The sequence below is a fragment of the Bacillus cereus group sp. BfR-BA-01331 genome, from assembly GCF_022663915.1.
Lineage (GTDB): Bacteria > Bacillota > Bacilli > Bacillales > Bacillaceae_G > Bacillus_A > Bacillus_A mycoides.
In genome coordinates this window covers 289,839-312,811 of record NZ_JAKUGJ010000003.1, presented here as the reverse complement: position 1 = coordinate 312,811, position 22,973 = coordinate 289,839, and the positions used below count along the sequence as shown (strand labels likewise).

Sequence of the window (22,973 nt, the reverse complement as noted above, 5' to 3'; positions counted from 1 at the left end):
CGCTACTTTTCAAACAAGTCCTTTTTCTCAACTAAAAACAAGACTACTTCTTTTTTATTTTCATATTGTTTACTAATGAAAGAATTTTTAAGGGGGTTACAAACTTGAAACGACTATTTCTTTGCATGGAGCGTGAACTTGTTATAGTAAAAGAACAATATGGTAACTATGAAACCACATATCATTTACAAAATATGCAACCTACCTGTATTGTGGTTGATCCATTCCAAACAAATCGTGTATATTGCGGCACATTTGGACGAGGTTTATGGCTAAGTGACGATGGCGGGGATTCATGGAGACCAATTGGAGATTCATATCGTTACTTTGATTTCCCTAAAGAGGATGGTATTTTACACTCTTCTATTACTTCTATAACGATAAGCTCAAATGAACAAGTTAACGGCTACGGCGTCGTTTATGTCGGCACAGAACCGAGTGCTTTATTCCGTTCAGAAAATGGCGGTGAAACGTGGACTGAACTTAAAAATATGAAATCATTATTATCTTCCTATACGTGGGCTTTTCCGCCTAGACCTTTTACCCATCACGTACGCTGGATTACAGTTGATCCAAACAATCCAAATACACTCCATGTTTCAATCGAAGCTGGTGCTGTTATTCAAAGTAATGATAAAGGGCATACATGGATTGATAAAAAATTCGGTGCTCCTATCGATGCTCATCAATTACTCATGCACCCTGAAGCCCCAAATCGCCTTTATGCATCATGTGGTGACGGATTTATGGGCGGACCTGATCGCGCATATCTTGAAAGTTATAACAGTGGAAACAGCTGGATCTCATGTAGTGACGGACTTGAGCATCATTATTTATACAGTATGGCTATCGATCCAGCTGATTGTAATACAATTCTCGTTTCTGCCGCACCAAGTGCCGACCTTGCTCATCACCGTATTCCTTATGAATCTTATATTTATCGGAAAACGAAAGATACTCCGTTCGAGCAAGTGCAGCAAGGACTACCATCTGCAATTGGTACAGTCATTTCAATGTTTGCTACAAATCCAGCCGAACCACATACGTTTTACACTTTAAATAACAATGGCATCTTTCAATCCACTGATAGCGGTGAAACATGGGAACAACTAAACATTACATGGAAAGAGGAATATAAAACGCAGCATCCGCATGCATTGCTCGTTACTAGTTCTTAACGAAAAAGAGACTGCCTAATGTTTTTAGGCAGTCTCTTTTTTATTTCTTTAAATCAATTACAATATCATCTAGAACAATATCTTTACTCTTCGCTTCTTTTTTCGGCACTTCAATTTTCTTCTCTTTTCCATTCACATATTCCACTCCACCATGATTTTCAGGTGTATGAACTCGCAAGTGCACACGAGGTGTAACGATAAGCTTTGTTGCATTTTCGTTCAGCTTTTGGAATGTAGCACTCCAACTACTTTTATGTGGTTCTGCTACTGTACCAGTTCCTCCATTTCCTTCACCTGCATATTTATTTCCTAAATCATCTTTTATTTCTAATTCCACATCCGCGCTATCCCATATACTTCGTAATGCCTTAGATTCTTCTTGATTGTAAAAAACGATAAAGGACATCGGGGTTACTTCCATTTTGTCTATATTTACTTTTATTAATTCATTTTCAGAAACCCTATTGAGCTTTACTTCCTTACTATCCATTGCTTTTAAACTAAGTGCGAAATTCCAATTCCCTTTAATTGATTTTTTTTCTTCGTACATATTAATTGATTCCATATTCCATCTAACATTTGCAACGTCCATTCTTTTACTACCAAGATCACTTGTTGTAGTCATACCTACATATTTTTTATCTCCTACTTTCGTAGTTTTAGAACTTCCTGCCGCACCATTAGACATGCTTACCTGTGGGGAACCAAATATGCTCGGATGCTCTCCTAAATCTTTATCACTTTCGATAGAATACGTTATCGTTACAGTTCTACCATCGAACACAGCATCATTAATTGTAACTTTAACCCCATTACTCTCTTTCGTCATATTCAATTCAGTCGAAAACTCTTTATAATTTTCATGTACCCCTGTTCTACCATTATCTAAAAATCGGAATATGTCACCTACAATTGGCAATCCCCCGGCATATGTAGGGAACCCAATACCAAGCGTTGCAACTGATAACCCTACTAAAATAGATGCAGCAGCGACACCCTTTTTCCAACTTTTCATCTTTTTCTTCGTACGTATCGATTGTTTTACATTGCGTTTTACTTTTTCTTTTTCAATTTCAGAAGCCTCAATTTCCTCAAGTTCTTTTTCCTCTATATCAATGTCATTTAATAGTTCATAAATGTCTTTCATATTGCACTACCTCCAAAACTAATATTCGTAGCATTTTGTTGTAGTTTCTTTTTTCCCCGGTACACACGATTATCTATCGCTGCCCTGGTTAACCCTAATTTGTCCCCGATTTCCTCTGTCTTCATGCCGAGGAGATATTTCATAACGAACACCTTTTGATCTAACGGTTCTAATTGATTAATAAGCTTCAATAACTCTTCCCTATCTTCCATAACGATTAATTCATCTTCTGCCGATTTTTCTGTACTAATATGAAACTCATCTGAAATAATTTCTACTGTTCTAGTCGCTTTCCGGTAATAATCAATCACCTTAAACTTTGCAATCGCTGCAATCCATTTTTTAAAATCACTCGGCTCTCCATGAAACTTATTTGCGTTATTCCAAATGGAAAGAAATATATCATTTACACATTCCTCTATCAATCCATCATTTTGAACTGGAAGAAGTACTTTGTGCGTAATTCCTTTTATGAGTGGTAAGTATGTATCGACAACAAATTCTAGCGCATCTTCTTTTTGCCGCTGTAATCTTTTTATAAAATTTTTCTCATTTGATTTCATGTAGCGATTCCCCTTATTTTTTTGTAAAAGCTTTTACACCCTATATAACGTTTTGGAAATTTTTTTCTCTCATCTTTTTTTATTTTTTGTATGTAATGGAATACTTTTCCTTAGCCATTGTCTCATATAAATATAAGCTTGAAGAAAATTTTCTCAAGTCTGTAATTCAATTAGTGTAGTACACTATTTATGCAGACACTCTTTAACCTAGTGTACATTTCATTTAATTAATCTACTTTTATAATTTTAAATTAGGAGATGAGATTTGTATGTGTGGAATTACAGGTTGGGTAGATTGGAAGAAAGATCTTTCAAATGAACATGTTATTTTAGAAAAGATGGCGAATAGTATTCAGCATCGCGGTCCTGATGCTGAAGGATTTTGGTTTTCACCTCATGCGGCTTTTGCACACCGACGTTTAATTGTTATTGACCCAGAAGGCGGGACGCAGCCAAAAACATTCCGTGCCGGTGATTATACGTATGCTCTTACTTATAATGGAGAAATTTATAATTTTCGTGAGCTGAGAGAACAGCTTCAAAAATGTGGGCATGCATTTGAAACTCATTCAGATACAGAAGTGTTACTACATGCTTATTTAGAATGGAAAGAAGACTGCGTACAACATTTAAACGGAATTTTCGCTTTCGCCTTATGGGATGATCAGAAGCAACAACTGTTTTTAGCACGTGATCATTTAGGCGTAAAGCCACTCTTTTATACGGAAAGAAATGACAGTATTATTTTCGGATCTGAAATAAAAGCGTTATTAGCTCATCCATCTGTTCCCGCTGAAATTGATGCGGATGGAATAAATGAAATATTTGGATTAGGCTTATTTCGAACTCCAGGATGTGGCGTCTTTAAACATATTCAAGAAGTTCGTGCTGGACATTCTATAACATTCACACGTGATAAAAAAGTAGTTAAGAAGTATTGGAATTTAGAAAGTAAGATCCATACAGACTCTATCCAAGACACATCTTCTCATATTCTATCTATCTTACAAGATACAGTAAAAAGACAATTAATTGCCGATGTTCCCCTCGTCTGTATGTTATCAGGAGGATTAGATTCTAGCGGTATTACTGCACTAGCGGGGAAAGAATTTGCAGCGGAAAATAAAACACTTCATACGTATTCCGTTGACTTTGTAAATAGCGCCAAAGATTTCGAGCTGACATTTGCTCGTACTGGTTTAGATGCTCCTTGGGTAAAACGCGTTTCTGAACATGTAGGGACATCGCATCATGACATTATTGTGAATGCTGAAGAGTTAGCAAATCACTTATTCGTTCCCCTTCACGCGAAAGATTTACCCAGTGCTGGCGAAATGGAAACTTCACTTTATTTACTATTTTGCGAAATGAAAAAAGATGCAACCGTAGCTTTATCTGGAGAATCTGCTGATGAAGTATTCGGGGGATATCCTTGGTTCCATCAAGAAGAACTATTATATGTAGATAAGTTTCCGTGGTTAACAAACTGGAAAAACACATCTTCTCTATTATTAAACGACGTAACAACTCAATGTAATCCTGAGCAGTATATTAATAAACGATTCCATGAAGCTGCTCTTGAAGTACCTACTCTTGAAGGTGAAAGTAAAAAATCCGCGAAACAACGTCAAATGTTTTATTTATTTTTAACACGATTCCTTCCGTTCTTACTCGACCGTAAAGACCGTATGAGTATGGCTGTCGGATTTGAAGTTCGTGTACCGTTTTGTGATTATAGATTAGTTGAATATTTATGGAACGTACCTTTTAACGTCAAAAGTATTGATAATATTGAAAAAGGTATTTTACGTAGAGCACTGAAACCGGCTTTACCTGACGATGTGCGAAATAGAAGAAAAAGCGCTTACCCTACTTCACAGGATCCACACTATTTACAAACAATCCGCAATTTAACGCTTGATATGTGCAGCAATAAAAACAATCCTGTTTTCTCACTCATTAACCATTCCATATTACTTGCAATTGCTGATCAAAGTAACAAAGAGATTACCAATTTTGAAGCAAGAAGTGCTATGGAGTATATGCTACAAGTAAATGAATGGTTAAAAACGTATCATATTCATATTGCTTAACAAAAAAGAGTTCAAGGACAAAAACCCTTGAACTCTCTTTCATTTATTAATTGGCACATTGTCTATTTTCAGTATCGATGGACCATCCAATAATAGTGGCACAATCTCTACCTTTCCACTGAAGTACATTTGTTAATACAGGCTCAATCTGTAAGCTATTTCCGTCGTGTAATATTTCTACTAAAGATTGATCATCATCAAACTTTAGTTTATCACACTCTAAAATACCATCCGTTGCCATTACAATGTGATTCTGACCTTTTTCTAATCCCCTTACCCCTGATGTAAAACAAGGTGTATTCGCTGCAAAAACATTTTTTCTTCCTATATACTCATAGTTCTTACGCTTATTTAGCCTACCTTTTCCATTTTTCGTTTGCTCTGAATGGAATAAGTACGCGAAGCAATCACCAACTGATAGCCAATATAAGAACTCGCCTTTTCGTAAACAAATTAAACATGCAAGTTCCTCATCATCTTGGTCACATTTCTCGATAAAGAGCTCATCTGTAAATAACGCTAATAAATACATATGTGTATGATGAAAAGCTAAATGGATTGGGTATGAAAATAACTCTTTTAGTTTTTCTTCTCTTTCTGAAATCGCTTCTATTATATAATGTATATTTTTCGTTTTATGATGTGTATCAAAAATCATAACAAATTCAAATTCTAATTTCGGATCCCACCAAGCTAGCACTGCATCTCCTCTTTCATATGCATCACTCTCTTGATTTCCTCCATATACGCCGACTGAAAGAGGACCACATTTTTCAACATGTATTTGATCTACATACATCTTTTCATGACTAATCCATTTAAATGTATTCACAGCTATCATCCTCTCTCTTGCTAAATGTATACCTTTACACATAGATTACCTTATATTTCAATAAAAATAAACTTTTTCAACATTTTTAATGAAAATAAAAGGATTTTACTTCTGAATCAACGAATATATCTTACTATACGATATAAAAATAGGAGGATTTATCATTATGAAAGACATTAATCAACATTGGGAAAGTATTTATTATCACTTACGATATGAATATGAAGACAACCTTTCTCACCAAGCTATTCGTATTTTACAAATCGTTTCTCGTGAGAAAGATATAACAATTGGAAAAGTTGCTACTGAGCTTAGTCTCTCTCATAACACATCATCTGAACACGTAAAGCGCCTTATTCAAAAAGGATTTATTATAAAAGAAAGAAACAAGCACGATGAAAGAGTTGTAAACCTTACTTTAACGAAAGAAGGCATTGAAGTATTAGAAAAGCATACTTTACTAGATAAAGAAAAGATAAAAATATTAGAATCACAGTTATCAAAAGAAGAACAACAATTAATTGAAAAAGCCTTTTCGTTATTAGCTAAGGAGGCAAAATATGCATTTCCTCGTTAAGGTCATCGTCTCCGCCCTCATTATTGGGGCTGTAACCGAATTTGCCAAATATTTTAGTACGCTTGGTGGCTTTATCGCAGCCCTTCCTCTTATTAGTTTACTTAGTTTATTTTGGATTTCTTTCGAAGGTGGGAGTAAACAAGAATTAAGTCAATTCGCTTTAGGCGTATTATATGGATTTCCTGCATCTGCACTACTATTATTTATTGTTTATATCGGTTTAAAGAACTCCTTTTCACTTAGTACATCTATACTCTTCGGCATATGTGCCTGGTGTATCGTCTTTACTTGCCAAAAAATATTTCAAGCTTAGGGGGAATTACTATTAATAGATCAGTAGAGATATTTGGACAAACTGTAGAAGTATATATAAGAGGTAACAGTAAACAAACTGTAGTCATTCAAACAGGAATGACTTGCTCATTTTATGATTGGCTCCCTATTATAGAAGAGCTTTCACAACACTTTACAGTTGTTTCATACCATCGCCCAGGTTACGGAAAAAGTGCGCTAGGAAATACTCCACGTACAGCAAGGCAAGTTACAAAGGAACTACATATGTTACTAAACAAACTCCATATTCACGAGCCAATCATTCTAATCGGCCATTCCTATGGAGGGTTATGTGCACAACATTTTGCAATGTTACATGAAGATAGGCTGCAAGCACTTCTTTTAGTTGATTCTACTTCCATGAACTTACACCGATTAGATGAGCTTCATTTACCAGTTTCTGATCAAACTGATTCTGATGATATGTGGCTACAAAAATATCATACTTACTCCAACATGGATGCAGACGCACTTTATAATGAACTAAAATCTATGCTCGTCAATACAACAAAACAGCATATCAAATTTTCTACCTCTCCTTCATTATATAAAGCGACAGCTTCTGAACTGTCCGAGTGGAAAAATTGTGCTCGCTCAATAAAAAAACAACATAAAACATTAGAAATACCATTAATTGTTATCGGTAGAGATCCTCAATATTCTATTGCTCAATTAATTGAGGGCGGTATGCCAAAAGAAGAAGCTACACAACTTGAAGATATGTGGCAAGAACTTATTCGTGAACAATTAAATCTCTCAATAAACAGCCAATACATTTTGGCTGAACATGCTAGTCACGGGATAGAAAACGATCGTCCAGATGCTATCATTGAAGCCATTCACTTATTGTAAATAAAAAAAGGAAGCAACTAAAGCTGCTTCCTTACTTATCTATTCATAGTCTTCTTCATCATCGACTTCTTCATAATACGAACTCCCATTGCTTACATATATAGGACCGTTCGCAACATCAATACGTAGTACCCATGCCCATGGCACAGCTAAACGTTTATGTATTGCTCTCCAAAAGTTCATTGATTTTCTTTCGTACTCCTGGAACTCCTGAAGTAACTCTTTATAGGAGGAACCGTCTAACTGAATATTTGCTTCTAATAAACGAGAATGGGCATAGTACTGTAACTCTAGTTCAGCAGCAATCTCCATTTCTTCTTCCGTTGCCATACCTATAATTGCTCCATCTGCTGGTGCGATTTCATATACGTTGTGAACTTCAATAAGCCCTTCTTTCTCTTTCTCAAACATGTAAACAGCCTCCTTTAACCAATATTTTTTATGTTACAAAGTCATACTTCTACAATACTTTCTCTCTTTCCTCTTTTTTTGATAAACTTTTACAAAATGTTTATCCGATGACCTGTTTTCTCTACTCTTTCAGCAGAAATGAAACGATTATTATCAAAAGTTAATTTATACACATCAGGCATATGAAGGGTTTTCCAAAACTGAAAATCATATTTCGAATCAAAATAATTCATTAGTAATACCATAATATTTCCATGAGTACCTATTACAATATTCTTACCTTTATATTTTCTTAATATACTTTGCATACATATTACAGCGCGTCTTTGTGCTACATCATTTGATTCTCCGCCTTCGTATGCAAAAGTCCAGTCTTCCCACACTTTCTGGATAACATCATTAAAATCTTCTACTGGCTCTTTACTTAATAACCTTTCTCGTAAATCTTCTTCCAGCTGTATTGATAAATTATATGTATTCGCAATTCCTTGCACGGTTTGAATCGCCCTTTTATACGGGCTAGAAATAACATCATCAATGTTTTTATCCTTTAACAAACTTGTTACATTACCTGCATCAATCTCTCCTTCTTCAGATAAGGGACGTTCCCTTTCTTCCTTTGTATATGTAGAGTGAGCGTGGCGAACGAAATATACTGTAGTCATTATTCAACTTCCTTTCTTAGTTTCAATCTATATTCCATGCAGTAAATAGGAAATCCTGTATCATGAATAGAAAAGAGCGCCTTTTAAAAAGCGCTCTTTTGTTTACACAATAAAATTATTCTATTATAACTTTCTTCTGAATTCTTCATCTGTTATAGCATCTTGAATAAAATAATCTATATTATTTCTCAGCTTTTGATATGCAACTTGATCTTCTATATCGTTAAACATAATTACAACTTCTACCTTATTCCCTTTCTTATCTGTAGTATACAAACTTTTTGTCAATACGAATTCGGTAGAACCACCTTTTTGACCAGCATATTCCAACTTACTATTTTCAACTGTTCCTTTAAAAACATTATCAATTTCATCTTGCATTGATTTTGGAAAATAATTTCTACTATTTATCTTTTCCATTAAACTCAAATAATCTTTAGCATTTGCACTCACTAATCGATCTGACCAAATACGCTGAAATTCCATATCTATTTTTAATGGTATATCACGTTTCTTCCATTCACTTTCATCTTTCATCCATTCATGTATTTGTAACACGTGTTTATTATATTCATCATTAGACATGTTACGTATCATTTCTAACGATTGATTTTCTGGCTCATTAAGCTCTTTTTCTACATACCCTCTCATATATAGTGAAGCAGTATACGAAGAGAACTTGTCATGACTAGTAAGTTCTAACTCTTTTAAACTATCATTTACTCTTTCTATTCCAAGCTTATCTAACAAATATGTTGTATTCGCATTAGAACTATAATGAATCATCCCTTTAGCCACTTCTTCTAAAGCAATCTGTCCATTTTGCACTAACTCTCTCACTTTTGAATCTTCTAACCAGTCAGGATGCGCTCCACCATCCGTGTTTTTAACATAATATTTTTCTAAATCCTGCAATGAAATTTGTTCATCTCGACTTATTTTTCCTTCTGACACTTGCTTAGCAAATTCAACTGCTATTACGATTTTTGCCGTACTCGCTAATGGTAATTTTTTATTTTCATTTACAGATGTTACTACTTCACCGTTTTTTCTAATAAGTAATGAACATGTTTCATCACCTTTATGTTCTTTTATGTAGTTTAATACGTAATCAGGATCTTCTTTTGACAAATAGTACTTCATAATAAAAAAGAAAGCTATAACGGCTACTATAATGACTCCTGCAACAATTCCTATAATCTTTAATATGTTCACAATATGCCCCCTCTATAAATTCTCTTCTATATAATAATTATAACGAATGAAAATACAAAATTATACAAAACAGAGTAACTCTTCCTAAAAAAAGAAAGAGTTACTCTATTTCACATGATGTTATTTGTCCATTTAACGTAACAACTATATTTGAGTCGTCACTTTCTTTTACGCTATTTAGTCGATTTGAGTTAGGAGGACCAATTACAACTGACTCCTTAATTGGCGAAAGGTCCTTTCCTAATTTTTCTGCACTTACACCGTATGCAGCTTGAAATACTTCTGGCGGTGTTAATCTAAGTATGTCTGATCCCTCTGCTGTTTCAAACTGATCGTTATTAAAGAACAAATGTAATTGTACTTCTTCTGTTACCGCTGTAATCCAATGCCACCATCCCATTGGAATAAAGACAGTTTGCCCCGCTTTCACATGATAATTTTGCAATTGATTCGTTTCGGGATTTAAAATGGATGTAACTGCTTCTCCTGATACAACAACATCTAATTCCCACGCATTCGGATGCCAATGTGGTTCCCGCATATGCCCTTTCGTCATAAATAAATCAACAAACGCCCCTCCTATCAACGCAGGTAACTGCGTTGAGGTAACTTCATATGCAACGTTTTTCTCATCTCTTTTAAAAAAGACATTTTTTCTCGAATCAAAGAAAAGATTTGGCGTTCCTGAGCTTTTCTTTAAATTTTTATTATCTGTAACATAACCTGAATTACTCATTCAATCCCTCTTTCCCGCTCCGAACATTTCTGATTTTACACTGTATCGTATGGGGAAATTTTATAAATGTGCCTATTAACAACATAACAAAAAAACATGCCTTCATGATGAGAGCATGTTTTGTGATTTTTTTCACATTATTTAGTTAAAAAATAAACTTTTTACTTACCATGATGTAACATTAAATCACTAAGTTCTTCTTCAATGTGATTTAATTTCGCAACTCCTTCTTTCCACTTATGAATATAACGCGATACCCCGACAATAAATAAAACAATAATTGTAGAAAGAATAATACCATATACGATTGTTACAGTACTCATAGTTACACTTCCTTATAATTAGTAATGTTGTTATTAGTTATATTTTTATTATAAACCTTTTTCTTTTAAAATACTTCGATTTCAACTTTTTGTAACAAAATTGATTTTTCTAATATTTCGTTCATAAAAATGGAATATTTTTCACAAATTATACAAAACTTCACCATATGTACTATTGCCACATGAGTTATATTGTTAAATAGGATAAAGTGAAATTTTAGTCAGTACGGGGTATCTATCCCACACTGATTATTAGCCCGCACCAACCAGGATTTTACGGACCGTTACTGTGGGATAAAGGGGATGAAATACTATGACGACTTGGTTTATTGTAATGTTAGTTGTATTTGGAGCATTTAAAATTATTGTTTCTAGCCTTCCTAACTCTGCTATTGAATCCATTATTAGCAAGTACGAAACACATCCACAACTTGAAGAAGAGAATGTGACTGTTACAATCAATGGAAATAACTTAGAAGGCGAAAAGAAATCCAAAATTATTCATGATTTTAACGAAGGATTATTTTTAGATCGCTATTATGCACCACCACACAATGAAGGCACTCCTTTAATTATCAATGCAAAACGTGGCAAAAAAGATTTTACATTTTATATTTATAGTCATGAAGAGCATGTTGATGTAGTAAAACAACATAAAAAGAAGGTAGTTGCTTATAGTTTACGCTCTAAAAACCTTCAAAATAATGATATGCTCGTATCAGCTGATTTAGCTTAATACTCATATATTAGAAGAAGGAATCCATGGCACATGGATTCCTTCTTTCCTATTTACTGAAAAATAAGCTCTGTCTTCAAACTATCTTTCGGTAACAACCATCCTTTTTTCTCTATACTCGCCATTAATAATTCTCTTTGTTTTGTCGCGATACTTTCCTCAGTTGTTTTAAACGACACTTCTATTACGAAGTCATCTTCTATTTTCCCGGTATTACTTAATGGCCAAATTTCAATATTCGTTTTTATATTTTCAAATTCACCTGTATACCGTTTCATTAATACAGGACCATAAATGTGAGAATCCTTCAGCATCTCTTCTCCCCAATTCGTATACAACCATTTGTTCATTTTCCCTGGCAACTTTTCTATTAACATATTTTGAGCAGCTTGTTCATTTGGTAAATCAAGTACCCCATATCCTTTAGCACTGTAACTTTTCTTATTTGAAATACTTAATGTTTTCTTCTCAAATCCCCAATCTATTTCTGCCTCATAGTTATCAGTTTTACTATCAAATCCATCCTTCTTAGCTACTTCTAATGCATCTTGAATCATAACATTTTGAATCGGGTATCTCTTTTTATATGTTAGCTCAAAATCTTTACTAAATTCTTTCTTTCGAATCCTTGCAAACCAACCTTCATTACTTAAACTTTTATTCGCTGTATCTAAAAATTGCACTTGTATTCTTTCATAATTTGTACCAGCCTGGAAATGTTCTAGTACCTCTTGCTTCATCTCTTTGTTATAACCTAATACTTGTTCTGGCTTTAATAATAACTTCACTTCAAAACTAGGTTTCATTGGACTAGCAGCAAAACTTTCCTTAACGTTATAAAGGAAACAACAAAAGAAAATACTTACGAATACAAATACTTTTTTCATATACCAATCTCCTTTACATTTTATATGACTTCTACACATTCCATTGCAAGTGAATACACATTTTCATATCCTGCTATGCTAAGCTTTTCCTGCAATCGATCCGTATCCTCTTTCAAAGCGTGTACTAACACCGTATGTTCTGGTAATAATGTATTTAACATCTCTTTCACATCTCTTATACTTTGGTGAACTTTATATGGAACTCGCTTCACCCTACATTCTTTACCTGCACGTTCTTTCAAAACTTTGTCTGCAAAACTTCCTTTAGCAATATGTCCAGTAAAGATAATAGAATTTCGTTCTTCATGCCGAAGCTGTTCATAATACAACTGTGCTCGTTTCGTTTGCATATTCGCATCACTCATTACAACTATTCCGTAACTATTTTGCATACAAATGTCATTATCCATAACTATTATGTTTCTTTTTAAACTCTCCACAACTCGTTCAAGTTTTTCATTATTTTTTAGCCAATCTTTATATATGAACATTTCTTCAAAACCAACCAAAATTTCTTTATCTACTATAAGCGGAAACTCTTTATATCGTTCATATAAATACAATACTATATCTTGCGCCCTACCAAGTGGAGGTAGTGGTAGTAATGCTATTCCTTTATTGTGCGCAACTCGTTCAATTTCTGCACATAATTCGTCCACTCGTTCATTTTGCGAAACATCATCAGTGTGATAAGCGGCATCTACAATTGCAATTTTTATATCGCTTCGCAAATTTTCAGGTAAATTAGCTCGTAGTATATTAGATTCTGCTGAATAATCACCAGAATAAAATACGTATGTATTACACATATCCACTAAAAACCAAACAGCTCCTAATACATGCCCACTATACCCCCATTGAAACCGCAACGTTGGTGTAATCTGTATCCATTCATTTGGATTACTAATCTCATCAATACATACATAATTTAGATCTTTAATATTTTGATCGTTATAAGGTAAATTCCACCCTTTTGAAAGATTGTAGTTTCCCCATTTTTCAAAATAAGCTGGAAGTTGCTCCTTCGTATAACGAGTCGTCCAAATTTTTTTCTTATATCCATACTTCGTCAATAAAGGTAAACCCATCGTATGGTCTTCATGAATATGTGATAAAAATACTGCATCCAAAAATGGAACAACTTCTCTTTCTATTTTAGGATAACTATCCTCATATGATCGATTAATACCACAATCAAATACTATTTTTGTCTCTTTATTTTTTACAAAATAGCAGGAACGACCGTATTCTCCCGCTCCTCCCCATACTTCCATCCTCATCATGCTACCCCTTTTCGTTTTTGCTCCATATGTTGCAGAAGTAATAAGCACATTGTTGTAAGCCCAACAGAAACAACAGCCATTGCCATTCCTATAGATACTTCTCCTTGTTCAAATTGAGCAAAAATAAACGTTGCTGACGTTTCTACTGATGGAGGTAGTACGAGAAGCGATGCTACTAACTCTCTTATCGAAATCGTAAATGTCATCGCCCATCCAGCAAGAATTCCTGGAATAATAAGCGGCAATATTATTTTTCTAAAAATATAAATATAATTCCCAGAAAAAATACTTCCTGCCTGTACAAGAGAATCATCAATTTGTCCGAGCGATGCTTTTACATACTGCACCGTATAAGGTAAAAAGAGAACAACATACGTTACGATAACCATGACTGGTGTATTGTAAATTGACATAGGCATATAGGGTGAATTCCAAAATAAAATAAGCCCTACAACCATCACTATTCCTGGTACCATATTCGGTAACATGCCGCACATATCAAGCCATTTTTCAGAGGACTTTTTCCCCTTTCGAATCATAAGCGCCAAAAATACGCCAATAATTACAGCAACAATCGCCGTTACGAGTGAAAAAAGAAAACTGTTCCATAAAGCTTCTAATCCCGGAGAACCAATTGTAAATAATGCTTCATAATGGCTTGTTGTAAAGTTATTAAAATGTAAGCCACCGCCTCTTAACTTCGACAAAGAAGCAATAAGTATAGAAAAGTATGGGATTCCAATTGCTACTATTAGTAAGCCAATTACATAAACCCATGCTATAACGCGCGCAAATATAGACAAAGTATACCTTTTAGATTTCACACCTTTTCCACTAACCATTGCATATGTATACTTTCGATTCAATACATTTTGCATATACCAAATGAGCATACACGCACTAAGTAATAAAGAAGATAGTGCTGTGGCACTGCCAAAATCAATCGGCCAACTAGAGATAAATTTATGAATCTCAGATGTTAACACATGGAATCCTATTCTACGTCCGAATGTAGCTGGTGTTCCAAATTCAGCAATCGTCTTTACGAAAATGAGTAAAGCACCCATTACATAACTTGATAACAATAACGGTAGTATTATTTTTCTTAAACGATAGAAAAAACTTCCACCATGAACTGCTGCTGCTTCTTCTTTACTACTCCCAATCTGAAGTAACGTGTTTTTCAACATGAAGTAAAGGAATGGGAATAAATGCAGACTCATAATTAAAACCATACCGCCTAAACTAAAAAACGATGATGAAATCGGCTTTAAAGCCGGAAAAAATTGTTCAAAATAACCGTTAGGTTGCATGAACAAAATCCATCCCATCGATCCGATATAGGGCGGGGTCATAAATGGGATCATAAAAACAATATCTAACTTACTATACTTTCCTACATCTGTTTTGCTCATAATGAACGCCAATGGAAACGCAAATATTGTAGCTCCTATTACAACGAGTACACCTAGAAGCATCGAATTTAGAAAAATCCCAGCTAATCCACCACTCTGCATGACTTCAAAAGGCTTTAAAAAATTCCAACTGCTATTTTCATATACACTAGAAAATAAAATGAGAAAAAGCGGAATGACGATTAACATCGCCACAAGTAACAACGCTACTGTCATTCCAACTTGTCTTACTGATACGAATCGATTTACCATGTAATCACCATCTTATTGAAATACTTTCTTAAATTGTTTTGCTATTTCATCTTGTTCTTTCTCAACTGTTTTCCAATCAATATTTAATACTGGAATCTCTTCTACATTCGGTCTATTTTCAGCTTTTATATCTTTTCTACCTGGCAACAAATACGCTTTAGAAACTTGTTTTTGCACATCATCTGATAATAAATAATCAATAAACTCTTTTGCACCTTCTACATTTTTACTATCCTTCATAATGCCTGCTGCACGTGGACTAATGACTGTTCCGCTTTTTGGATATACGATATCAACCGGTTCACCCTTTGCTTTTGCACTGTACGTCATATAGTCAACACCCGCAATTACCATATCTTTCGCACCTGTTACAACTGGGTCTAACGCTTCTTGGTTTGCCCCAGCTACTGTAACTTCATTTTTCTTAAGCTGTTCAAATAAATTCCATCCATCTTGTCCATTCTTTTTCACATATCCTGTTACAAAGTCTAAAGCTGAACCTGAAAGTGCTGGATCTGGAAGATTCACTTTCCCTTTCCATTCTCCTTTCGTTATATCGCTCCAATCTTCAGGTGCTGTCTTCACATTTTTTGTGTTATACACAATTCCTAATGCTGAAGCACTATATCCAAAATAATGTCCTTTATCATCCGACCATTCAGAACGAAGCTTATCAGCTTGTTTTGCTTCTTTATAAGCTAACGTTTGCCCATCTTTTTTTAATCCTTCCATCGCTGGTAAAGAAGCAAGTACGACAACGTCAACGACTGGATTTTTCTTTTCAGCCTCCATTCTTGCTAAAATCTTACCTGTTGTTCCTTGAAACATTTCTACTTTTATCCCTGTTTTCTTTTCAAAGTCCTTTTGAATTTTTTCTGCTAATCCTTTTGGTCCTGCACTATATACAACGATTTTCTTTTCATTAGCGTTTTTATTTTTTGCATCTACACTGCCTGTCTTTGAGCTACAACCTGTTACTACAGCAGAAAATAGTAAAGTACATACAAATAAAGACTTAAGCGAACTGAATTTCTTCATACGATTCTCCCCCTATATGATGAATACATTTTTTTGGTACATATAACGATACCGGTTTACCAACGCTTAGCTTACTATTGTGATAAGCTGTCCATACACCGAGTGTCCCCATGTTTACTTTCACTTCATAACGTTCTCCTACATATGTAACGTGCTGAACTTCACCTGTATACATTTCGCATAAGTCATTTTTTGTCCAGCTCACATGCTCTGGACGAATCATTTTTTTCCCCTCTACAAGCCAATTTGCCTTACCAACAAATTTTGCAACAAATTCATGAGACGGTTTCACATAAATGTCTTCTGGTGTTCCTTTTTGTAATACTTCACCCTGCTTCATGACAATAATTTGGTCTGACATTGACATAGCTTCTGTTTGATCATGTGTTACATACAATGCCGTTAAACCAATTGAATGAACGATGTCCATAAGTTCTAATCGCATTTCTTCTCGCAAAATTGCATCGAGTGCACTTAACGGTTCATCGAACAAAATAAAATGAGGTTTCGTTACAATTGCTCTAGCAAATGCGACACGTTGCTGCTGTCCACCTGAGAGTTCATGCGGATATCTTTTCTCCATACCTTGCAAACGAACTCGCTTTATCGCATCTTCTACCTTTTCTCTTAATTGATTCGTTTGCTTTGTAGCCCTTAAACCAAATGCAACATTTTCAAATACAGTCATATGCGGCCATAAAGCAAAATCTTGAAATACCATGCCGATATTCCGTTCATGAGGAGATGTTTTTATCTTTTTAGCAGAAGAATACATGCACTTATCTCCAAAATATATTTCACCTTTATCCGGTTCCTCAAGCCCTGCAATCATTCTAAGTAAAGTCGTTTTCCCGCATCCTGAAGGTCCTAAAAGTGTGGTGAATTCCCCTTTTTTCATTACAATCTGTAACGGCTTTAACGCCTGTGTTTTCCCAAATGCCTTTTCTAATCCATGAATTTTAATATCCATCGTTTCACCTCTCTCCCCTCATTCTTAACCTGCTTTCATTCTATCTGGAAGTTTTATACTGAATGTTAATGTACTGTAAAGATTAAATTAAAAAATCTCTAATAAACTATTTATTTCTATAGATTTTTTCTATAGTTAGAAGAAAAAGGGGCCAACTTATCATGAATCTCTTAAAATTAGAAATTGTAGTGCTTATTAAGAAATACAAAAAGCTTACTATCGTTGCAGAAAAACTTGGTGTTAAACAACCTACTATTACGTTTCATATAAAAAGCTTAGAAGAGGAACTTGGTGTACCTTTATTTGAATTACGTTCTGGAAGGTATTTCTTAACAGAAGCTGGTGAGGCGTTGCATCATTATGCTTGTAAAATAGATGCACTTATGAAAGAAGCTAGGCGGGTCACACAAGAGTTTAAAGATTTTAATAAAGGCGCTATAACAATTGGTGCTAGTTATGTACCAGCGACTTATCTTTTACCAGAAGTTGTTCACCAATTTCAATGCGAATTTCCAAATATAAAAATAACACTCATAGTAAAAACAGCTCCTGAAATTCGAACGATGCTACAAAATCATGAAATTGATCTCGGGGTAATTTCTGCGGCACCGTTTGACGAACCACTTCTAAAACAAATGAATGTAATGCCTGATACACTTGTTCTTGCCTTTTCCAAAGAACATCATCTTTCTAAAAGAACAAATGTATCATTACAAGATATCGAAAAAGAACGTATATTATTGCATCGTAATCCATCTACAACGAGAGATTTACTTACACAATGGACGTTAGAACATAACATTACATTCCAATCAGAAATTGAACTAGATTCATTAGAAACGATGAAACAAATTTTAAAATATGGTAATGGGGTTGCCTTTATTTCAAAACTTGCTATTGAGCAAGAAGTACAACGAAATGAGCTATGCTATATACCGATCCCTGATTTTGAATTTCAGCGTAATATTTATACCATTCATCATGAGGACAGATGGAATTCTAAAATAATTTCTTTTTTACTACATAGCATTACTTCTTTTGCAGAAAAAAATTAAAAGGCTGTCGTTATACACGACAGCCTTTTAAACTATAACTCTATTTGTTTTTCTTATCCTCAATTTTCGCTTGTGCCTCTTCAGCCTTATCTAATGCTTCTGAAACTTTTTTCTCTTTTTCTTTTACATCATCTATACTATCAACAGCTTTAATTAATTTATCGATTCCTTCTTCATTTACCTTTTTTCGTTTCGCTACTCTTTCATTTACTTTCTCTTCCACATCTTTTGCTTTTTGAAGCATATTCTCTGCATTTGATGTCACAGCTTTTTCAAGTGCATCATCTTTTTTCTTTTGTAACACTTCATTTGCAATATCTTTCGTTTCTAAATACTTACCGTCTTTTAATGCTGTCGCACCACGATCTAGTAACTGAGCGACTTCTTTATATGCCTTTGCTTCATTCCCTGATTTCTCTTTTTCCGCTTTTTCAAACCACATAATCGCATCACTATATTTTTCATTTTTCAATGATTGCATACCTGTTTCAATATACGTGTCATAATTACTACATCCAGCCATTACGACTAACAGAAAAAGCATTACAAAACTTAATTTTCTCATGATGTTTTCTCCTTTTCTTTGCCTGCTTACTTTACTGTAACATACATGAAAAATAGTTTCAAAAACTAAAATACTAATATGGTCATTTTTATATTGTTGAAATTTTCTTTTAAACCGATACATCCACTTGTTTTTTCGCCATATGCTGCTTTACTCCAACTAATACAACTAACAATAATCCTCCACCTAATGTCATCATAACAATGCTAGTTGGCAACATATCTAATAATAATCCATATACAATCATTCCAAGCGGTGCGATTGCAGTAGAAATTGTTTCAAGTAGACCGAATACACGTCCTAAATAGTTTGGATCTGTCGTCTTTTGCATATGTACTTGCATCGGGATATTTACAACCATCATTGATATACCAGTTAAAATCATAAAAGTGATATAGTAAATAAAACTTGCTACTTTCGGAATGATAACTAACAACGGAAAGACTGTGCATAAACTCAAGCCCGCAAATAAAAACAGTCCAATATAAACAGAGCGAAACGGATTATTCACTTCTTTACGTACTGATAAAACAATTGCACCAATTAGCATCCCGACTGCTAACATTCCCTCTACAACACCGAGTTGCTTCGAGGATAAATGCAAATTTTTAATAATAATATATGGAAGCGAAACGAAAAGTGCACTCGCAAAAAAGTTTACCCCTACTGCAATTTTCATTAAACCATATATTTCATGCTGTCGTTTCACATATGAAAAACCTTCTTTTATACTCGTCAAGAAATGCTCTTTACTTTCGGCCAATTCTTTTTTATATAAATCAAATACGATGAATAATTGTACAATAACTGCTAAAAAGAATGTAATACTATTTAACAGGAAAAATGTTTTGATTGAAAAGAAACCAAATACAACTCCTCCAATAATCGGCGCTAAAATATTCGATAAAGATGATGCCGTCTGATTTAAAGCACTCGCTTTTTGAATACGCTCCTCATCTACTAAATTAGGAATAGACGAAGTTAATGAAACAGAATAAAAACTTGCACAAATTGATAATAATGCCGCTGATACATAAATAAACAGAAGTGATGGTCCAAATATAGTAGCAAGAATAAACATGATAAGCATTGTTAAGCTACTTAATAAATCAGTGCCAATTACAAGCCATCTTCGGTTCACACGGTCAGCTACAGCACCTGCAATTGGGCCACAGATCATTCTTGGTATTGATCCGCAAATAAGAGTAGTTGCAAACCCCATTCCTGAACCAGTTGTCTTTAATACGTATAATCCCATTGCAAACGTATAAATACCCGCCCCTAACAAGGACGTCATTTTTCCAATCATCATTAAAATAATATTTCTCGTTGCAATCTTCATTTTCCAATCATTTGGAACTATACTTACATCCCCCATTATGACACTCTCCCCTTAAAAGTTAAACTGTGTTAAACTTATTATATAATCACCTTTCCAATTTTTACAACAAAAAGTTTAATTATATTTAACTTTTCAGTTATAAAGGAGCAATTATATGGCTACTCTCGGCGAGAAAATTAAAACGTTACGAAAAGAAAAAAAGCTTACTCAAACTGAATTAGCAGGTTCAGAACTGACAAAAAGTATGTTAAGTCAAATTGAAAATGGAAAAGCTACACCTTCCATGAAAACATTACAATACATCGCTGAAAAACTTGGATGCGAAACGAGTTTTTTACTAGAAGAAGATGATGTAGAAATTGTAGAAATCATTCAACAAATGGAACAACTAATAAAGGCAAATAAATGTGATGAAGTATATGAGACTTTACTACCTATCGTTCAAAAAGAGCTACCTTCTACTTTAAATACCGCTCGTTTATATAAACAATTTGTAACAGCTGCGGCGATTATGAAAGATTACAACATTGAATATTACGTTGAAAAGGCTACTTCTATTTTTGAAAAATATACGTTATACCGGGACAGTACGGAAACAAAATTAAAATTATCCTTTACGATATTCACACGTAAAAAGTATGGTGAATGTTTACAACTTATAGCTAGTATTAGAAATGATTATGAGGAGAAACATTTAGAAATGGATCTCATTATACATATCGAGTTATGTTTATATGAAGCCATCATTTTACTAGCATGCGGCGATTATGAAACATGTGAAAAAACAATATTAGAGGCACTCGAGTTTTCAAAAAAGCATCAAGTATATTTTAAAACAGACGAATTTTATCGGATTTTATCTTACCAAAAAGTCATTACAGCTGATAAAGAACAATATTTATATTACATAAAAAAATCTGAGCAATTTGCCATTTTTACAGAAGATACTCTATCCATTGCGATTATTGATATTTTAAAAGCTTACTACTACAACACGATTACTAATGAATATACAATCGCATTAAAACATCTAGAACAATTTCGAGAGAAACTAAAAGGTGAGCCACTTTTTCAAGACGACGGATTGTATTATCTTGAAAAAGGAAAAGCTTTATACGGATTGAAACGTTACGAGGAAGCTTTACAAGCATTGCAACGTGGTATCATGCCGGATTATATGAACCATCCACTTGATCAAGCGTGGCTTACAACAGCAGGTGCATATCGTGCCCTTTGTTATGTAAAACTTAACGATAAAAAAAGGGCTCTGGAGGAAGCTACAGAAGCCGCTCAAAAGATACAATCCTACCCGGATTCCATCTTTTCTTCTTTTATTAAAGAAACATTACAAATAATACAAAAACTTTAAAAATGTCTCGAAATGGTATATTATTCCTCCTTTTTTGCAAAGATAATAATGATGGGAGGAATATAAATGAATATACAACGCGCAAAAGAGCTTTCCGAGTCATCTGAAGAAGCCAATGTCAGTTTTCAAGGCATGCCTGTTATGATTCAACACGTCGATGAAAGCAACGAAACCGCCCGCATATATGAAGTAACAAATCCAAAACGCGAATTAACTGTTCCAGTTAATAGCTTAGAGGAAATATAAAAAATGCCACTTCTTTTTTTTGAAGTGGCATTTTCTTTTATTATATATTTCATCACTAGTTTTTCCTTTTTAGTAAACCATACAGCCCAATACAAATTACAATTAGACCTACTATGCCAAAAGCCAGTTTCTCAAATAAATCTCTTGTTTCATGACTCCTAACTTCTACTATACTTTTGTTTTGTCGTTCAATTTCATTTTGGTCTGTTTCTACTCGCTCTCCATATACTAACAATCGATATTTACTAGATGTATATGGTTCACATGTAAGTAATGTAACTCTATCTTGTCCTTTTATTACACTCAATTTATCAACTTGATTTGGATTAATTATCTCACGCCCAATTACTTTATAAACAAGTTGTTTCCCTAGTACACTGACATAAAATGTGTCGCCATCAGCTAATCGATCCAGGTGGCGAAACATCGTTGCGCCGTGATATCCACGATGTCCTGCTAATACAGCGTGCGTATCTTGTCCACCGATTGGTAAAGAAGTCCCTTCAATTTGTCCGACTCCTTTACTCAAGTTATCTTGACTTGCTCCTAAGTATAATGGTAACTCTTCATCTATTTTCGGAATTGTAATTGTACCAAATACTTCATCTTTATTTATAAAATCTAACTGTTTGTTATTTACTTTTATATCATGAACAAATGGATCATTCATTTTAAAAGTAGTTCTACCTAATAAGCTATTATATGCTTCCATCCTACGAAATTTCTCATTAACATCTTCTACTTTTAAATTAGCAACCATTTTCTCATAACTTATTACTCTTGTTTTATATACATAATTGTTTATATAATTAGCAACCGTTGGGTATATAAATAATGAAAGCCCTACGAGGAACAATAATAAACTTATAAATCCCCTTCTCACACACTCA

26 protein-coding genes are annotated in these 22,973 nt (G+C 34.2%); 9 read left to right on the top strand and 17 right to left on the bottom strand.

Going from position 1 to position 22,973, the window contains the following annotated elements:
• The first annotated feature begins 104 nt into the window (after positions 1–104).
• Positions 105–1,178 (top strand): beta propeller repeat protein, encoded by a 1,074-nt coding sequence (locus MR155_RS08360; RefSeq protein WP_242309213.1) that lies wholly within the window; start codon positions 105–107, stop codon positions 1,176–1,178.
• Between the two features lie 40 nt (positions 1,179–1,218).
• Here the strand turns inward: MR155_RS08360 and MR155_RS08355 are convergent, their stop codons facing one another.
• Both MR155_RS08355 and MR155_RS08350 read right to left on the bottom strand, forming a co-directional pair.
• The gene (locus MR155_RS08355) at positions 1,219–2,325 is read right to left on the bottom strand and encodes a DUF4179 domain-containing protein (RefSeq protein ID WP_242309211.1); all 1,107 of its coding nucleotides are present in this window, start codon (positions 2,323–2,325) and stop codon (positions 1,219–1,221) included.
• Positions 2,322–2,888 (bottom strand): sigma-70 family RNA polymerase sigma factor, encoded by a 567-nt coding sequence (locus MR155_RS08350; RefSeq protein WP_242309209.1) that lies wholly within the window; start codon positions 2,886–2,888, stop codon positions 2,322–2,324. Before MR155_RS08350 ends, MR155_RS08355 begins: the two co-directional genes overlap by 4 nt.
• A 269-nt stretch (positions 2,889–3,157) precedes the next feature.
• On the opposite strand from MR155_RS08350, the gene asnB reads away from it, so the two are divergent.
• Positions 3,158–4,981 (top strand): asparagine synthase (glutamine-hydrolyzing), encoded by a 1,824-nt coding sequence (gene asnB / locus MR155_RS08345; protein WP_242309207.1) that lies wholly within the window; start codon positions 3,158–3,160, stop codon positions 4,979–4,981.
• 46 nt (positions 4,982–5,027) lie between these two features.
• Here asnB and MR155_RS08340 read toward each other — a convergent pair whose 3' ends face one another.
• Positions 5,028–5,855 carry a PP2C family serine/threonine-protein phosphatase gene (locus tag MR155_RS08340; RefSeq protein WP_242309205.1) on the bottom strand — a complete coding sequence of 276 codons (828 nt, stop codon included), beginning with the start codon at positions 5,853–5,855 and terminating at the stop codon, positions 5,028–5,030.
• Positions 5,856–5,979: 124 nt separating this feature from the next.
• Between MR155_RS08340 and MR155_RS08335 the strand changes: the two genes are divergently transcribed.
• From MR155_RS08335 to MR155_RS08325, 3 genes are read left to right on the top strand one after another with little or no spacing between them, the layout of a single operon-like run.
• Positions 5,980–6,390, top strand: a complete 411-nt coding sequence (locus MR155_RS08335; RefSeq protein ID WP_242309203.1) for a MarR family winged helix-turn-helix transcriptional regulator — start codon at positions 5,980–5,982, stop codon at positions 6,388–6,390.
• Complete coding sequence (locus MR155_RS08330) at positions 6,374–6,703, top strand: DUF3147 family protein (RefSeq protein WP_113938054.1); 330 nt, start codon at positions 6,374–6,376, stop codon at positions 6,701–6,703. Before MR155_RS08335 ends, MR155_RS08330 begins: the two co-directional genes overlap by 17 nt.
• Positions 6,655–7,575, top strand: a complete 921-nt coding sequence (locus MR155_RS08325) for an alpha/beta fold hydrolase (protein ID WP_242309201.1) — start codon at positions 6,655–6,657, stop codon at positions 7,573–7,575. Before MR155_RS08330 ends, MR155_RS08325 begins: the two co-directional genes overlap by 49 nt.
• A gap of 39 nt (positions 7,576–7,614) precedes the next feature.
• Here the strand turns inward: MR155_RS08325 and MR155_RS08320 are convergent, their stop codons facing one another.
• The 6 genes from MR155_RS08320 to MR155_RS08295 all read right to left on the bottom strand — a co-directional run bounded on the left by MR155_RS08320 (position 7,615) and on the right by MR155_RS08295 (position 11,107).
• Positions 7,615–7,986, bottom strand: coding sequence for a hypothetical protein (locus tag MR155_RS08320; RefSeq protein ID WP_000461762.1), 372 nt, complete (start codon positions 7,984–7,986; stop codon positions 7,615–7,617).
• A gap of 89 nt (positions 7,987–8,075) precedes the next feature.
• Positions 8,076–8,651, bottom strand: coding sequence for a histidine phosphatase family protein (locus MR155_RS08315; protein ID WP_242309198.1), 576 nt, complete (start codon positions 8,649–8,651; stop codon positions 8,076–8,078).
• A gap of 123 nt (positions 8,652–8,774) precedes the next feature.
• On the bottom strand, positions 8,775–9,866 hold the full coding sequence (locus MR155_RS08310; protein WP_242309196.1) for a serine hydrolase: 1,092 nt from the start codon (positions 9,864–9,866) through the stop codon (positions 8,775–8,777).
• 100 nt (positions 9,867–9,966) lie between these two features.
• Complete coding sequence (locus MR155_RS08305; protein WP_242309194.1) at positions 9,967–10,602, bottom strand: cupin domain-containing protein; 636 nt, start codon at positions 10,600–10,602, stop codon at positions 9,967–9,969.
• A 161-nt stretch (positions 10,603–10,763) separates the two neighbouring features.
• Entirely contained in the window at positions 10,764–10,925 is a 162-nt protein-coding gene (locus tag MR155_RS08300) for a hypothetical protein (RefSeq protein ID WP_000109008.1), read from the bottom strand.
• A 65-nt stretch (positions 10,926–10,990) separates the two neighbouring features.
• The gene (locus MR155_RS08295) at positions 10,991–11,107 is read right to left on the bottom strand and encodes a hypothetical protein (protein ID WP_002031004.1); all 117 of its coding nucleotides are present in this window, start codon (positions 11,105–11,107) and stop codon (positions 10,991–10,993) included.
• A 131-nt stretch (positions 11,108–11,238) separates the two neighbouring features.
• Between MR155_RS08295 and MR155_RS08290 the strand changes: the two genes are divergently transcribed.
• Positions 11,239–11,661: a YfmQ family protein gene (locus tag MR155_RS08290; RefSeq protein ID WP_242309193.1), complete on the top strand. Its 423-nt coding sequence runs from the start codon at positions 11,239–11,241 to the stop codon at positions 11,659–11,661.
• Between the two features lie 53 nt (positions 11,662–11,714).
• Here MR155_RS08290 and MR155_RS08285 read toward each other — a convergent pair whose 3' ends face one another.
• From MR155_RS08285 to MR155_RS08265, 5 genes are read right to left on the bottom strand one after another with little or no spacing between them, the layout of a single operon-like run.
• A complete protein-coding gene (locus MR155_RS08285) occupies positions 11,715–12,548 on the bottom strand; it encodes a hypothetical protein (protein ID WP_242309191.1) in 834 nt (277 codons plus the stop codon).
• Between the two features lie 20 nt (positions 12,549–12,568).
• Positions 12,569–13,831, bottom strand: a complete 1,263-nt coding sequence (locus MR155_RS08280) for an MBL fold metallo-hydrolase (RefSeq protein WP_242309189.1) — start codon at positions 13,829–13,831, stop codon at positions 12,569–12,571.
• A complete protein-coding gene (locus MR155_RS08275) occupies positions 13,828–15,498 on the bottom strand; it encodes an ABC transporter permease (protein ID WP_002031009.1) in 1,671 nt (556 codons plus the stop codon). The genes MR155_RS08280 and MR155_RS08275 overlap by 4 nt, the downstream gene beginning before the upstream one ends.
• A gap of 12 nt (positions 15,499–15,510) precedes the next feature.
• Complete coding sequence (locus tag MR155_RS08270) at positions 15,511–16,536, bottom strand: ABC transporter substrate-binding protein (protein WP_002086426.1); 1,026 nt, start codon at positions 16,534–16,536, stop codon at positions 15,511–15,513.
• A complete protein-coding gene (locus MR155_RS08265; RefSeq protein WP_002011954.1) occupies positions 16,514–17,506 on the bottom strand; it encodes an ABC transporter ATP-binding protein in 993 nt (330 codons plus the stop codon). Before MR155_RS08265 ends, MR155_RS08270 begins: the two co-directional genes overlap by 23 nt.
• A gap of 161 nt (positions 17,507–17,667) precedes the next feature.
• Here MR155_RS08265 and MR155_RS08260 point away from each other — a divergent pair, with 161 nt between their 5' ends.
• Complete coding sequence (locus MR155_RS08260) at positions 17,668–18,561, top strand: LysR family transcriptional regulator (protein ID WP_002086428.1); 894 nt, start codon at positions 17,668–17,670, stop codon at positions 18,559–18,561.
• Between the two features lie 40 nt (positions 18,562–18,601).
• Here MR155_RS08260 and MR155_RS08255 read toward each other — a convergent pair whose 3' ends face one another.
• A complete protein-coding gene (locus MR155_RS08255) occupies positions 18,602–19,126 on the bottom strand; it encodes an outer membrane protein assembly factor BamD (RefSeq protein WP_061688915.1) in 525 nt (174 codons plus the stop codon).
• A 109-nt stretch (positions 19,127–19,235) separates the two neighbouring features.
• On the bottom strand, positions 19,236–20,504 hold the full coding sequence (locus tag MR155_RS08250) for an MFS transporter (protein WP_242246545.1): 1,269 nt from the start codon (positions 20,502–20,504) through the stop codon (positions 19,236–19,238).
• A gap of 118 nt (positions 20,505–20,622) precedes the next feature.
• Between MR155_RS08250 and MR155_RS08245 the strand changes: the two genes are divergently transcribed.
• Complete coding sequence (locus MR155_RS08245; protein ID WP_219301931.1) at positions 20,623–21,837, top strand: helix-turn-helix domain-containing protein; 1,215 nt, start codon at positions 20,623–20,625, stop codon at positions 21,835–21,837.
• Between the two features lie 66 nt (positions 21,838–21,903).
• Positions 21,904–22,083, top strand: coding sequence for an H-type small acid-soluble spore protein (locus MR155_RS08240; RefSeq protein ID WP_001025736.1), 180 nt, complete (start codon positions 21,904–21,906; stop codon positions 22,081–22,083).
• A gap of 55 nt (positions 22,084–22,138) precedes the next feature.
• On the opposite strand, the gene MR155_RS08235 is transcribed toward MR155_RS08240, so the two are convergent.
• Positions 22,139–22,966 carry a class C sortase gene (locus tag MR155_RS08235; protein ID WP_078204412.1) on the bottom strand — a complete coding sequence of 276 codons (828 nt, stop codon included), beginning with the start codon at positions 22,964–22,966 and terminating at the stop codon, positions 22,139–22,141.
• Positions 22,967–22,973: the final 7 nt, after the last annotated feature.

Bases quoted from the DNA above. Each gene is read 5' to 3' on its own strand.
- MR155_RS08355 (WP_242309211.1), bottom strand. From the start codon at position 2,325: ATGAAAGACATTTATGAACTATTAAATGACATTGATATAGAGGAAAAA.
- MR155_RS08350 (WP_242309209.1), bottom strand. From the start codon at position 2,888: ATGAAATCAAATGAGAAAAATTTTATAAAAAGATTACAGCGGCAAAAA.
- asnB (WP_242309207.1), top strand. From the start codon at position 3,158: ATGTGTGGAATTACAGGTTGGGTAGATTGGAAGAAAGATCTTTCAAAT.
- MR155_RS08340 (WP_242309205.1), bottom strand. From the start codon at position 5,855: ATGTGTAAAGGTATACATTTAGCAAGAGAGAGGATGATAGCTGTGAAT.
- MR155_RS08335 (WP_242309203.1), top strand. From the start codon at position 5,980: ATGAAAGACATTAATCAACATTGGGAAAGTATTTATTATCACTTACGA.
- MR155_RS08330 (WP_113938054.1), top strand. From the start codon at position 6,374: ATGCATTTCCTCGTTAAGGTCATCGTCTCCGCCCTCATTATTGGGGCT.
- MR155_RS08325 (WP_242309201.1), top strand. From the start codon at position 6,655: ATGTGCCTGGTGTATCGTCTTTACTTGCCAAAAAATATTTCAAGCTTA.
- MR155_RS08320 (WP_000461762.1), bottom strand. From the start codon at position 7,986: ATGTTTGAGAAAGAGAAAGAAGGGCTTATTGAAGTTCACAACGTATAT.
- MR155_RS08315 (WP_242309198.1), bottom strand. From the start codon at position 8,651: ATGACTACAGTATATTTCGTTCGCCACGCTCACTCTACATATACAAAG.
- MR155_RS08305 (WP_242309194.1), bottom strand. From the start codon at position 10,602: ATGAGTAATTCAGGTTATGTTACAGATAATAAAAATTTAAAGAAAAGC.
- MR155_RS08300 (WP_000109008.1), bottom strand. From the start codon at position 10,925: ATGAGTACTGTAACAATCGTATATGGTATTATTCTTTCTACAATTATT.
- MR155_RS08290 (WP_242309193.1), top strand. From the start codon at position 11,239: ATGACGACTTGGTTTATTGTAATGTTAGTTGTATTTGGAGCATTTAAA.
- MR155_RS08285 (WP_242309191.1), bottom strand. From the start codon at position 12,548: ATGAAAAAAGTATTTGTATTCGTAAGTATTTTCTTTTGTTGTTTCCTT.
- MR155_RS08280 (WP_242309189.1), bottom strand. From the start codon at position 13,831: ATGATGAGGATGGAAGTATGGGGAGGAGCGGGAGAATACGGTCGTTCC.
- MR155_RS08275 (WP_002031009.1), bottom strand. From the start codon at position 15,498: ATGGTAAATCGATTCGTATCAGTAAGACAAGTTGGAATGACAGTAGCG.
- MR155_RS08270 (WP_002086426.1), bottom strand. From the start codon at position 16,536: ATGAAGAAATTCAGTTCGCTTAAGTCTTTATTTGTATGTACTTTACTA.
- MR155_RS08265 (WP_002011954.1), bottom strand. From the start codon at position 17,506: ATGGATATTAAAATTCATGGATTAGAAAAGGCATTTGGGAAAACACAG.
- MR155_RS08260 (WP_002086428.1), top strand. From the start codon at position 17,668: ATGAATCTCTTAAAATTAGAAATTGTAGTGCTTATTAAGAAATACAAA.
- MR155_RS08255 (WP_061688915.1), bottom strand. From the start codon at position 19,126: ATGAGAAAATTAAGTTTTGTAATGCTTTTTCTGTTAGTCGTAATGGCT.
- MR155_RS08250 (WP_242246545.1), bottom strand. From the start codon at position 20,504: ATGGGGGATGTAAGTATAGTTCCAAATGATTGGAAAATGAAGATTGCA.
- MR155_RS08245 (WP_219301931.1), top strand. From the start codon at position 20,623: ATGGCTACTCTCGGCGAGAAAATTAAAACGTTACGAAAAGAAAAAAAG.
- MR155_RS08240 (WP_001025736.1), top strand. From the start codon at position 21,904: ATGAATATACAACGCGCAAAAGAGCTTTCCGAGTCATCTGAAGAAGCC.